The organism is Streptomyces sp. AgN23, assembly GCF_001598115.1.
In the GTDB taxonomy this organism is placed as follows: domain Bacteria; phylum Actinomycetota; class Actinomycetes; order Streptomycetales; family Streptomycetaceae; genus Streptomyces; species Streptomyces antimycoticus.
The window spans coordinates 825,851-837,262 of sequence record NZ_CP007153.1 but is presented as its reverse complement, the minus strand read 5'-3'; the positions used below and the strand labels follow the sequence as shown (position 1 = coordinate 837,262).

The following is an 11,412-nucleotide window of genomic DNA, read 5'->3' as shown; positions in this document are numbered from 1 at the left end:
TCAACTCTGCCGGCGCCCGCCCGCTTCACCGCGGAGAAGCCCCGCGTCACGTTCCTCGGCGCGGCCGCTGGGCGCGGCGGAGGACCACTGTCTCCTCGGCCAGTTCGCGCCGGGACACCTCGGTGGCCGGGACGCCCACCGACCCGTGGGAGCAGTGCGACCGCCGCCGCGAGACCGCCGCCCGCGGACTGGCCGTGCACGGCGATCCTCGTCGCGTCGATGCCCAGGTCCGCCGCGTGGGGGCGAGCCACGCCAGCCCCGCGTAGAAGTCCTGCCACGGTGCGGGGTAGGGATGCTCAGGCGCGAGCCGGTAGGCCACCGCGACGACACGACGGCGCCGAGTTCACGGCAGAGGCGGATGCTACGGGCATGGGTGGCCTCGATCGACGCGGCCGGCCGCCTGGCCTCCTCGGCTCGCGCCGCCGCCGGGTCGCCGAGGCCGACGGTCGGCGGGATCGCCAGGGCCGCCGTCAGTTCTGGGTCGAGGGGGTAACGCATCGTTCTCCGTGGGCCGGTGTCCGGTTCGTGGACTTCGTGAGCCGCGCAGTGTGCGTCGTACCGCGTGGACGGGTGCGCGACGCACGAGCCGGCTTCGGCGAGGCGGAGTACTGGAACCCGGAGACGGGAGCCGGTCTGGGCGCCGCTCCCCAGTCCTGGTCGGCACTCGCCGCCTGTATGGAGCCGTGGTGAACGCGGCGCAGGCCGAGGTGAGCACGCGGGGCTGAACCGGCGTACTGGAGGGGGCGGGCAACCGCGCACGCACCCTCGACGCCGGAGGTACCTCACCCGTGAGCACCACGACCAAAGCGGCCCCGACGGGGGCCGGCCGCCGCGCCGCGGGCGATCCGCGGGGCGGGCGGTTCGATTCGTCCCTCGGCCTGATCATGCTGCTGGTCCTGGTGGTTGCGGCGCAGGGGCCGATCCGCCGGGCGCTGTCGGCTCCGGTGACGCAGAGCTGGATGACCGTGTTCGTCGCGGTGGTCCTCCAGGCCCTGCCCTTTCTCGTGCTCGGGGTGGTGCTGTCGGCGCTCATCGCGGTGTTCGTCCCGCCGTCGTTCTTCGCCCGCGCGCTGCCGCGGCGGCCCGCCCTCGCGGTGCCGGTGGCGGGGGTGGCCGGGGCGGTGCTGCCCGGCTGTGAATGCGCCTCGGTGCCGGTGGCCGGGGCGCTGGTGCGCCGGGGCGTCACCCCCGCGGCGGCGCTGGCGTTTCTGCTGTCCGCCCCGGCGATCAACCCGATCGTGCTGACCGCCACCGCCGTCGCGTTCCCCCGCGACCCCGAGATGGTGCTCGCCCGGTTCGTGGCGAGTCTGCTCGTGGCGTGTGCGATGGGCTGGCTGTGGCAGCGGCTGGGGCGGGCCGACTGGCTGCGCCCACCGGCCCGCCCCTCCTTCCACGGCCACGGCAGGGGCGCCGCGTTCTGGGCGTCCGTACGCCACGATGTGATGCACGCCGGCGGCTTCCTCGTCGTCGGCGCGATGGCCGCGGCCACCCTCAAGGCCGTGGTACCGGCGAACTGGCTGCGCGGCGCGGCCGATGACCCGGTCGTGGCGATCCTCGCCCTGGCCGTCCTCGCGGTGCTGCTGTCGATCTGCTCCGAGGCCGACGCCTTCGTGGCCGCGTCCCTGTCGCAGTTCTCGCTCACCGCCCGGCTGGCGTTCCTGGTCGTCGGGCCGATGATCGACCTGAAGCTGTTCGCCATGCAGACCGGCACCTTCGGCCGCGGGTTCGCGCTGCGGTTCGCGCCCGCCACCTTCGTCCTCGCCGTACTGATGTCGGTCCTGGTCGGGGCGGTGCTGCTGTGAACCGGAAGGCACAGGCGATCGTGCTGTTCCTCATCGGCGGGGCGGTGCTGCGGGCCGGTTTCACCGGCCTGTATCTGCGCTATGTGAAGGCGGGGCTGCGCCCGTTGCTCCTCGCGGCCGGTGTCGTCCTGATCGCGGCCGCCGTCGCCACCATCTGGTACGAGCGGCCGCGCAGGGCCCATGCCGACCCGTACGCGGAGGAGGGCGACGGCGGCCACGCCCACCGGGAACCACGGGTCTCCTGGCTCCTCGTCCTCCCGCTGTTCGCCCTCATCCTGGTGGCGCCGCCCGCGCTGGGCTCGTACACCGCCATGCACACCGGCACGGCGCTGCAACGCCCCTGGGGCTTCCCCGCGCTCCCCGCCGGTGACCCGCTGCCACTCAATGTGGCCGATTACGCCGGCCGCGCGGTGTACGACCACGGGCGCTCCCTGGAGCACCGCAGGATCGAGGTCACCGGTTTCGTCGCCCTCGACGGCCACGGCGCCCCCTACCTCGTCCGCATGGCGCTCAACTGCTGCGCCGCCGACGCCCAGCCCGTCAAGATCGGGCTGACCGGACGGATCCCCCCGGTGCTGCAACCCGACACCTGGCTCCAGGTCATCGGCACCTACACCCGCAAGCGGACCACGGACCCCGTGGGCGGTGGCGCCATCCCGTACCTCGAAGTCAGCAGTTCCCGGCCGGTCCCGGCTCCGCGCGATCCGTACGACGAGAGCTGGAACGGCTGACCGCTCGGTGCCTCGGTACGAACCGGCCGTCGTCCCGCCACCCGGCCGGTAAGATCGTCCGCGCGGCGGCCGCTCTTCGGGCAGTGGGCGGTCGTCGACGGGGGATGTCCGTCACCACGATCCTGGGAGCCAGCCATGGCGAATGCCTCCCCCGACCCGGCGGCCACGGCGCCGCTCGGGCCGCCGCCGCCGTTCGACCCGGAACTCATCGCACCCCTCGCGGCCATCAGCGAGATACTGCGGCCCGGCGGATCCGGAGCGGATCCGGAGGCGGGGGACGGTCAGGGTGTACCCGGCATGGAGACGCTGACGAACGAGGATCTGGAGCGCGACGGGGCCTTCCTGGTCGAGGAGCGGTCCGTCCCCGGCCCGGCGGACGCGCCCAAGGTCTCGCTGCTGATCTGCCGGTTGGCGGACGCGGCCACTCCTGTACCGGCGCTCTATCACATCCACGGCGGTGGCATGACGGTCGGGCACAACCGCCTGGGTGTGCCGGAGTTGCTCGACCTCGCCCAGGAACTGCGGCTCGCCGTGGTGTCCGTCGAATACCGGCTCGCGCCGGGGACCCGGCATCCGGGGCCGGTCGAGGACTGCTACGCCGGGCTGCGCTGGACCGCCGAACACGCCGAAGAGCTGGGCATCGACCCGGCGCGCATCGTGGTCGTGGGCGGCAGCGCAGGTGGCGGCCTCGGCGCGGCCGTCGCGCTGCAGGCCCGGGACCGCGGCGGCCCGGCCCTGTTCGGGCAGTTGCTGATGTGTCCCATGCTCGACGACCGCAACGACACACCGTCCGCCCTGCAGATGACCGGGACCGGGGTGTGGGACCGCGCCGCCAACGAGGCCGGATGGACCGCGCTGCTCGGCGACGCACGCGGGGGCGACGACGTCTCGCCGTACGCCGCGCCCGCCCGTGCCACGGATCTGTCCGGACTGCCGCCCGCGTTCATCGACGTCGGCTCGGCGGAGACCTTCCGCGACGAGGACGTGGACTACGCCCGTCGCATCTGGCGATCCGGGGGAACGGCCGAACTGCACGTCTGGTCCGGTGCTTTCCACGGCTTCAGTGACATGGCACCGCAGGCCGCGGTCTCGCGGGACGCACGGGAGGCGCGGCGACGGTGGCTGCGCAGGCTCCTGGCCCACTGACGGGGCCCGTGCGCGGGCCGTACGCACGGCCCGCGTACGGCCGACGCGCGAAGACCTCCGCGGGACACATCCGACCGCCGTCGGCGGTGGCCGCGCGAGAGGGTCAGTGGGACTCGCGGGGCGCCTCGTGTCCGCTGGAGCCGACCAGGAAGTCCAGGTCCAGCCCCTGGTCCGGCTGGAGCACATGCTCGGTGCGGGGTTCGCCCCCGTCACCAGGGTGACATGGCTGGTTGACGAAGTTTCCCGTCTCTCCGCGGTACAGCAAAGACGAGCGCCACGCGGAAGATCGTGTCAGCGGCTGGGCCGGGCCGTCGTCGTCCGGCTTCGGGCGGACCGGCGGATATGGCGTCCCGTCACCGAGCCGCCGCGCCCGTTCAGCCTCAGGGGCGGCGAGCCGTCCGGCCCGAGGCGGGTGGGTGAGGTAATCATCCGGTGCGTGCGGTGTGGATCGGTGTCCGGCACACGGAGAGGAGTGTCCGCATGAGTGGTGAGCTGTCCGGAGCCACGGCCCTGGTCACGGGCGCCACGGCGGGGATCGGCCGTGCCGTGGCGCTGCGGCTGGCGGCGCTGGGGGCCGAGGTGGTCGTCCACGGCCGGGACGCGCGGCGGGGTGCGGAGGTGGTCGAGGAGGTGTCCGCGGCGGGGGCCACGGCCAGGTTCGTGGCGGCGGATCTCGCCGAGGCCGACGATGTGCGGCGGCTGGCCGACGAGGCGGGGGAGGTGGACGTCCTGGTCAACAACGCCGGCGTCTACCGGTTCGCGGACACCGCCGGGACCTCGCCCGAGATGTTCGACGTCCATATGGCCATCAACGCCCGCGCACCGCTTCTGCTGGTCGGGCGGCTCGCACCGGGTATGGCCGCCCGCGGCCACGGGGTCATCGTCAACCTCAGCACCATCGCCGCCGGCGCCCCCGCCCGCAACGCCGGGGCGTACGGCGCCTCGAAGGCCGCGCTGGAGCTGCTGACCCGGGTGTGGGCCGATGAGTTCGGCGGCCGGGGAGTCCGGGTCAACGCCGTCCGTTCGGGCCCGGTCCGTACGCCGGGCACCTCCGAGATGGGGGAGGAGGCCCTCCGGACCGTGGCGCGGGCCACGGTCCTGGACCGGCCCGCGGCGCCCGAGGAGATCGCCGAAGCCGTTCTGTTCCTGGTCTCCTCGCGGGCGAGCTACATCACCGGCGCCATCCTCGAGGCCCGGGGCGGCGAACTCGCCATCGGATGACGCGGGCCGCGAATTTCTAGATCGCGCCGCTGTACGCGATGGGCTGTTCCGTCCAGATGCACTTGCCCTCGGCGGTGTAGCGGGTCCACCAGACCGTCGGTGAACAGCACCAGCAGAGTGCCGTCGGGCACCTGGAGATCCACGGTGGAGAACGGGGGATCGGCCGCCGTTCGTCGCAGTCGCCGATCCCGCCCGCCGAGCGGGAGAGCCGGCGCTCGGCCCAGCGTCCCACCGCTTCGAGGAAGGCGGCCTGTTCCGGGGTCGGCTCCCGTGGGCCGGTGAGGACGGACAGCGCGCCCACCGGCCGGTCCGGCCCGGTCAGCGGAACGGACGCCACCGTGGTCCCCGCCGGCAGGGCCCCGGAGGAGGCGCGGCCGGTATCCCCGGGCCCGAGGGTCTCGTGGGCGGCCGCGGGCAGCCAGACGAAGCGGCCGTCCCGCACGGCCCGGGCGGGGGCGAGCGGGGCCTCGTCCTGGCGGATCTCCTCCCAGCCCTCGAGGGCGGGCAGCGGCAGCCCGCTGGCCAGCACCAGGCGCAGCGTACGGCTGCCGGTCGGGCCACAGGACCGGTGCAGCAGCCCCGCGAGGCCGCCCAGCTCGGAGACCGCCTGGTCCAGGGCGTGCTGCAGCGCCTCACGCTCGTTGAGCGCGGCGCCCACCGTCGAAAGCAGGGAAAGGCGTTCATCGCCCCATGAGCGGGAGCGCCCCACCGCGTCTGTTCCGCGCCGCTCCTCCATCCCGGACCTCACCTCATGGAATAGAGCATTTTCGGACAAACGTAGCACCGGTATCTGCCCGACCTCACTCGCTGGGCGTTCATGGCCAAGTTCCCTATTTTCCCTACTGGAAAAATAGGGAATGATGAAGTCCGGCCGGATGGAGGGGAGCGGGCGTGACGGTGATGGATGCGGTGGCCGAAGCACCCGACCGCGCGTGGTGGCTGCAGATCGCCGGCGAGGCGGCGGACGACCTCGCCACGGACGCGGTCATCCGCGACCAGGCCGGCAAGACGCCGTACGGCGAGATCGCCCGGTTGCGCGAGGCGGGACTGCTGACGCTGCTGATCCCCGTCGAGCACGGGGGCGGGGGAGCGGGCTGGTCCACGGCCTGCGCCGTCGTGCGGAAGATCGCCGCGGCCGATGGCGCGATCGGCCAGGTGCTCGGCTGCCACTATCTGCTGTCGTTCAGTGCCCGCTTCTTCGGCGGGGCCGAGCCGGCCGCCCGGCTGGAGCGGGAGTCGGCGGCCGGGCAGTGGTGCTGGGGCGGCGGGCTGGCCACCCGCGAGCCACGGCTGACGCTCGTCACCGGGAGGGACGGCCGGGTGGTGAACGGACGCCAGGGGTACGCCACCGGCGTCCTGGTCGCCGACCGGCTGGCCGTCCGCGCCACCCACGCCGACACCGGCGAACCCCTGGCCGTGCTCGTCGACACCGCCGATCCCGGTGTGGTGTGCGGCGGCGACGACGGGGACACCTTCGGGCAGCGGCTGTCGGCCGGCGGCAGCGTGGAGTTCGACGCGGTGCCGGTCGAGGACGACGCGGTGCTCGGCCCGCTCTCCTGGGACGAGGACACCCCCTCGCCCTTCAGCGGTCTTGCCGCGCCCACCGGACGTCTGGTCTCGGCGCAGATCTGTCTCGGGATCGCGCAGGGGGTGCTCGCCGAGGCTCGCGAGTACACCAGGGCCGTGCACGCGCCCTGGCCGCACACCTCCCCGCGCGATCCGTACGCGCTGACCACCTACGGGGAGCTCACTATCGCCACGTTCTCCGCCGCCGCCCTCGCCGATCAGGCACTGGAGACCCTGGACGGCGGGCTGGCGCGGGGCGAGGACCTGACCGACGACGAATGCGCCGAGATCACCGTGCTCGCCGCCGCGGCCGAGGCCGCCGCCTCCCGGGCCGCCCACGACGCAACGGCCCGCGCCCTGGACGTCGTCGGGGCGCGCTCCGCCTCCTCCGCCTACGGGTTCGACCGCTTCTGGCGCAACGCGCGCACCCATACGCTCTACGACCCCGTGGCCCACCGGCTCCATGAGGTCGGGGACTACTTCCTCAACGGCGAGCACCCCCCGTTCACCCTGCCCTTCTGACGGCCGACCGCGCCGGTGGCGGATAATCACGGTATGCGGATCTCGGCGAAGGCGGACTATGCGGTGCGGGCGGCGTTGGAACTGGCCGCGGCGGGGGAGGGCACCTCCGTCAAGGCCGAGGCGATTGCCGGTGCGCAGGGCATACCGCACAAGTTCCTCGAAGGGATTCTGGGCGATCTGCGCCGGGGCGGGCTGGTGGCCAGCCAGCGCGGGGGCAACGGCGGCTACCGGCTGGCTCGCCCGGCGGACACCATCAGCATCGCCGAGGTGATCCGGGTGGTCGACGGACCCCTGGTGTCGGTACGCGGAGTGCGCCCGCCCGAGCTGTCGTACTGCGGACCGGCGGAGTCGCTGCTGCCGCTGTGGATCGCGGTGCGGGCCAATGTGCGCAAGATCCTCGGCGAGGTGACTCTCGCGGAGGTGGCCGCGGCCCGGCTGCCCGGCGACGTCCTGGGCCTCGCCGAGGACCCCGAGGCATGGACCAACCCCTAGAGGCCCTGTCCGGTGGATCTTCGCGCCTGTGACATCGGCGGCTGCCGCCGCGGGGCCCGCGGCGTCCGGTGCGGGGGGCACCTCCCAGCGGTAGCCGGGGGAGCATCGCGAGGCGGAGGGTCGTCCTCGTACCGCGTCGTACTCGGACGATCCCGGCAACGCGGCCGGGGCACCTCCCAGCGGTAGCCGGGGGAGCCGTGCCAGGCGTCGCGGGCCCGCGGAGATCCACCGGACAGGGTTTAGCGGCCCGCGGCTCCGTCCTGCGATCCGGCGTCCAGGCCGTCGACCATGCGGTCGAGCAGACGGGCGAACGTGGCGTCGGGGCTGAGCGGGCGAGTGGGGGCCGAGAGTGCCTCGGCGAGCTCGGGGTGGTGTCCGTCGGCGGCCACCGCGGCGAGGTACCGGGCGTCGGCGGCGGCCCGGTCGGGTGAGTCGGCGAGCGCGGCCTGAGTGATCTCATCGGCGACGAGTCCGGCGACGAAACCCGTGATCAGGCTGAACACCTCCAGCTTCGCACTGCCGTCCAGCGCGGTGGGCCGCAGGGCGGCGAGCGCGTATTCCACGAAGTCCAGGGTGTGGGGCCCGAAGGACCAGCGGCGGTTGAACAGGGCGGCGGGAAGCCAGGGGTGGCGCAGCATCAGGGCGCGCTGGGCATGGGCGATGGCCTTCAGGTCGGCGCGCCAGTCGCCGGTCAGCGGGGCTGGTGGTGACAGCTCGCCGTTGACGTGGTCGACCATCAGCAGCAGCAGCGTCTCCTTGTCGGGGGCGTAGCTGTACAGCGACATGACCCCAGCGCCGACCTGCGACGCCACCCGCCGCATGGTGACCGCGTCGATTCCCTCGGCGTCCGCCAGGGCGACGGCCGCGGCGGTGATCGCCTCACGGCTGAAGGCGGGTCTACGCCCCTTGCGGGGCTGCTGGGGGCTCTGCCACAGCTGCTGGGGGTCGACTCCTCCGGCGCCGGACCCGTCACCGCGAACCACGACCTGATCGCTCCTTCCCGCCATGGCGACTTGCGGAATCCATCCAAGCATCTACTATTCTCGTACGTGGTACGGGAATGCGGGGAGGGGAATGCGGAATGACGTCACCTACACGTGATGCCGGGTCCGGGGCCACCGGCAAAGTGTCGGCGGCCGCCTGGGTCGCGCCTTCGGGCAGGCCGCCGCTGGCGGCACGGATGATGAGGGCGGCCTGGCGCGGCCTGCCCGCCAGGCGGTACGAGGCCGGATGGGAGCCGGACCTCGGGATGCCGGCCGCCGATGGCAGCACCCTTCGCGCGGACCACTACTTCCCCCGCGCCGAGGGCGACTTCCCCACCCTGCTGGTGCGCTCGCCCTACGGCAGGGGAGTGCCCTGGTCGCCCATGTACGGCATGCTCTTCGCCGAACAGGGCTTCCACGTCGTCCTGCAGAGCTGCCGCGGCACCGGTGGCTCGGGCGGCGAGTTCGACCTGTGGCGCAATGAGGCGGCCGATGGCCAGGCCACCGTGGCCTGGCTGCGGGACCAGCCCTGGTTCAACGGCGCGCTGGGCACCATCGGTCCCAGCTATCTCGGCTATGTGCAGTGGGCACTCGCCCTGGACCCGCCGCCGGAGCTGCGGGCGATGGTGGTGCAGGTCGGGCTGCACGACCCTCATGCCCTGTTCCACCGCGGCGGCGCGCTCCAGCTCGAGAACGCCCTGCTCGTCGGCTCCGGCATGACCTCCCAGCACCGGGGGTTCGGCCCCTTCGTACGGGCCACGCTGCGCCTCAAGCGCCATCTGAAGCACATCACGGGGGCGCTGCCGCTGCGCGGATCGTATGTGCGTGGCCTCGGGGGTGAACTGCCCTGGCTGGACGCCGCGATGTCCCATCCGGACGCCGACGACCCGTTCTGGAACGGCGCGTCCACCGGTGGCGCCGCCGACGGCCTGCACGTCCCCACCCGACTGATCAGCGGCTGGCAGGACGCGCTGGTCGACCAGACCTTCGAGCAGTACGGCAGGCTGCGCCGGTCCGGCTGCGACACCTCCCTGCTCATCGGCCCGTGGACACACACCTCCGCGCTCCAGCAGGGCTGGCCGGAGGTCTTCGCCGAAAGTCTCGCCTGGCTGCGCGCGCATCTGTGCGACGACCGCTCGGGACTGCGCCCGGCCCGGGTGCGGGTGCACATCGGCGGCCAGGAGCGCTGGCGGGACCTCGACGACTGGCCGCCGTCTCCGGACACCGCCCCGTGGTACCCCGCGGAGGGCGGGCGGCTCACCCGGCAGTCGCCCGAGGCGTCCGCCTCACTGGCCTCCTTCCGCTACGATCCGGCCGACCCCACCCCGTCCATCGGCGGGCCGCTGCTCTCGCCCACCTCCGGAAACCGTGACAACGGCGACCTCGAGAAGCGCCCCGATGTGGTGACGTTCACCGGCGAGCCGATGGGCGAGCCCATGGACGTCCTCGGCCCGGTCGCCGCGCGGCTGCGGATCTCCACCGACACCGGCTACGCCGATGTCTTCGCCCGCCTGTGCGACGTCGACGAAAAGGGCCGTTCGGTCAATGTGTGCGACGGGCTGGTGCGGTTGCCGACCGGGCCGGAGCAGCCCGTGGAGATCACCGTGCCGATGAGCTCCACCGCCCACCGCTTCCTCCCCGGCCACCGGGTCCGCCTGCAGATCAGCGGCGGCGCCCACCCCCGTTCCGCCCGCAACACCGGAAGCGGTGAACCGGCGCTCGACGCGACCACCCTCACGCCCGTGCGCATCACCGTGCACGGGGCCTCGGTGCTGGACCTCCCGGTGGTCCGCGCCGAGCGGTGAGCCGGCGACCGGCGCGCGCGGGGGGCGCGCCGGCCGCCGGTGCGCATCTCCGCCCGGCACCGGGCGGACACCCGGCCACGGTAGGAGCCCCGTCACGTCGGGCCTCCTACCGTGGCCGGGCCGGATCGTCCACCACATAGCCGAGGGCCTTGTCGACCACATTGCGCAGCGGACGGCCCTCGCTCCGCCGGATCAGATTGTCGAGGAACAGCTCGCCCAGGTCACCGCGCCAGTCCGTCACCTCGCCCGCGGTGTGCGGGGAGACGATGACGCCCGGCATCTCCCACAGGGGCGATTCCACGGGCAGCGGCTCGTGCGTGAAGACATCCAGCGCCGCCCCCGCCAGCCTGCCCTGGGCCAGGGCGTCGACGAGGGCCTGCTCGTCGACCAGCGGGCCACGCCCGACGTTGACCAGCCGCGCACCCCGCTTCATCGCCGCCAGTACGGGCGCGTCGACCATGCCACGGGTGGCGGGGGTGAGCGGGGCGGCCAGGACCACGTAGTCCGCCTCACCCAGCGCCTCGGGCAGGGCCGCCGGGCCGTGCACCACGCCGAAGTCCGGGTCGCCGGTCCGCGGTGTGCGGCCGGCGCCGCTGACCCGCATGCCGACCGCGCGCAGCAGACGGGCGACGGCACGTCCGATGGAGCCGGTGCCCCAGACCAGGACCGTACGGTCGCCGATGCGCTCGCTGTCCGAGGGCCGCCACTCCCGGCGGCGCTGATGCTCCCAGGTGCCGGGGAAGTCCTTGGCCAGGGAGAGGATCAGCCCCAGGACGTACTCGGCGATGGGCCGGTCGTAGACGCCCCGCGCGTTGGTGAGCACCACCTCCGGATTGCCGGTCAGCGCGGGGAAGAGAAACGGGTCCACCCCCGCCGCCGCCACATGCACCCAGCGCGGCGCCTTCGCCGGATCGCCGGGCCAGGCGGCGGCCACCGCGGCGGACAGTGGCCACCACGCGAGCAGGGCGTCCGCCCCGGGGAGGAACAGCGGCAGCTCCTCCTCGGTGGCGTACACCGTCTCGGCGAGGGACTCGATCCGCGTCCGGTTGGGCGGCAGATGGTCCCGGTACAGGACGACCAGCCGGTCAGCCATGTCCGGCTCCCACGGGCCGGCCGGCGTGACACCGCACACGCCCGTCTGGAA

General features: G+C 73.5%; 11 protein-coding genes and 1 pseudogene. 7 read left to right on the top strand and 5 right to left on the bottom strand.

Annotation, left to right across the window (positions count from 1 at the left end; translation table 11 throughout):
- Positions 1-143: 143 nt before the first annotated feature.
- Positions 144-498 (bottom strand): annotated as a pseudogene (locus AS97_RS46835) (alpha/beta hydrolase fold domain-containing protein); the annotation flags it as partial.
- A 290-nt stretch (positions 499-788) separates the two neighbouring features.
- On the opposite strand from AS97_RS46835, the gene AS97_RS03770 reads away from it, so the two are divergent.
- From AS97_RS03770 to AS97_RS03760, 3 genes are all read left to right on the top strand, one after another.
- Complete coding sequence (locus AS97_RS03770) at positions 789-1,802, top strand: permease (protein WP_125758417.1); 1,014 nt, start codon at positions 789-791, stop codon at positions 1,800-1,802.
- Positions 1,799-2,533, top strand: coding sequence for a TIGR03943 family protein (locus AS97_RS03765; protein ID WP_210564334.1), 735 nt, complete (start codon positions 1,799-1,801; stop codon positions 2,531-2,533). Before AS97_RS03770 ends, AS97_RS03765 begins: the two co-directional genes overlap by 4 nt.
- Before the next feature lie 135 nt (positions 2,534-2,668).
- On the top strand, positions 2,669-3,679 hold the full coding sequence (locus AS97_RS03760) for an alpha/beta hydrolase fold domain-containing protein (protein WP_059142647.1): 1,011 nt from the start codon (positions 2,669-2,671) through the stop codon (positions 3,677-3,679).
- Positions 3,680-3,782: 103 nt separating this feature from the next.
- On the opposite strand, the gene AS97_RS03755 is transcribed toward AS97_RS03760, so the two are convergent.
- Entirely contained in the window at positions 3,783-3,944 is a 162-nt protein-coding gene (locus AS97_RS03755; protein ID WP_161500400.1) for a hypothetical protein, read from the bottom strand.
- Between the two features lie 215 nt (positions 3,945-4,159).
- Here AS97_RS03755 and AS97_RS03750 point away from each other — a divergent pair, with 215 nt between their 5' ends.
- On the top strand, positions 4,160-4,900 hold the full coding sequence (locus tag AS97_RS03750) for an SDR family oxidoreductase (protein ID WP_093469448.1): 741 nt from the start codon (positions 4,160-4,162) through the stop codon (positions 4,898-4,900).
- Positions 4,901-4,916: 16 nt separating this feature from the next.
- On the opposite strand, the gene AS97_RS03745 is transcribed toward AS97_RS03750, so the two are convergent.
- Complete coding sequence (locus AS97_RS03745; protein ID WP_210564333.1) at positions 4,917-5,636, bottom strand: GAF domain-containing protein; 720 nt, start codon at positions 5,634-5,636, stop codon at positions 4,917-4,919.
- A 164-nt stretch (positions 5,637-5,800) separates the two neighbouring features.
- Between AS97_RS03745 and AS97_RS03740 the strand changes: the two genes are divergently transcribed.
- Both AS97_RS03740 and AS97_RS03735 read left to right on the top strand, forming a co-directional pair.
- Entirely contained in the window at positions 5,801-6,988 is a 1,188-nt protein-coding gene (locus AS97_RS03740; RefSeq protein WP_210567125.1) for an acyl-CoA dehydrogenase family protein, read from the top strand.
- Between the two features lie 33 nt (positions 6,989-7,021).
- Positions 7,022-7,480, top strand: coding sequence for an Rrf2 family transcriptional regulator (locus AS97_RS03735; RefSeq protein ID WP_059142650.1), 459 nt, complete (start codon positions 7,022-7,024; stop codon positions 7,478-7,480).
- Positions 7,481-7,719: 239 nt separating this feature from the next.
- Here AS97_RS03735 and AS97_RS03730 read toward each other — a convergent pair whose 3' ends face one another.
- Positions 7,720-8,463, bottom strand: a complete 744-nt coding sequence (locus tag AS97_RS03730) for a TetR/AcrR family transcriptional regulator C-terminal domain-containing protein (RefSeq protein ID WP_247204220.1) — start codon at positions 8,461-8,463, stop codon at positions 7,720-7,722.
- Between the two features lie 200 nt (positions 8,464-8,663).
- Here AS97_RS03730 and AS97_RS03725 point away from each other — a divergent pair, with 200 nt between their 5' ends.
- Positions 8,664-10,268, top strand: a complete 1,605-nt coding sequence (locus AS97_RS03725; protein ID WP_185929886.1) for a CocE/NonD family hydrolase — start codon at positions 8,664-8,666, stop codon at positions 10,266-10,268.
- A 106-nt stretch (positions 10,269-10,374) separates the two neighbouring features.
- On the opposite strand, the gene AS97_RS03720 is transcribed toward AS97_RS03725, so the two are convergent.
- Entirely contained in the window at positions 10,375-11,361 is a 987-nt protein-coding gene (locus AS97_RS03720) for a D-2-hydroxyacid dehydrogenase (RefSeq protein ID WP_059142683.1), read from the bottom strand.
- Between the last annotated feature and the right edge of the window lie 51 nt (positions 11,362-11,412).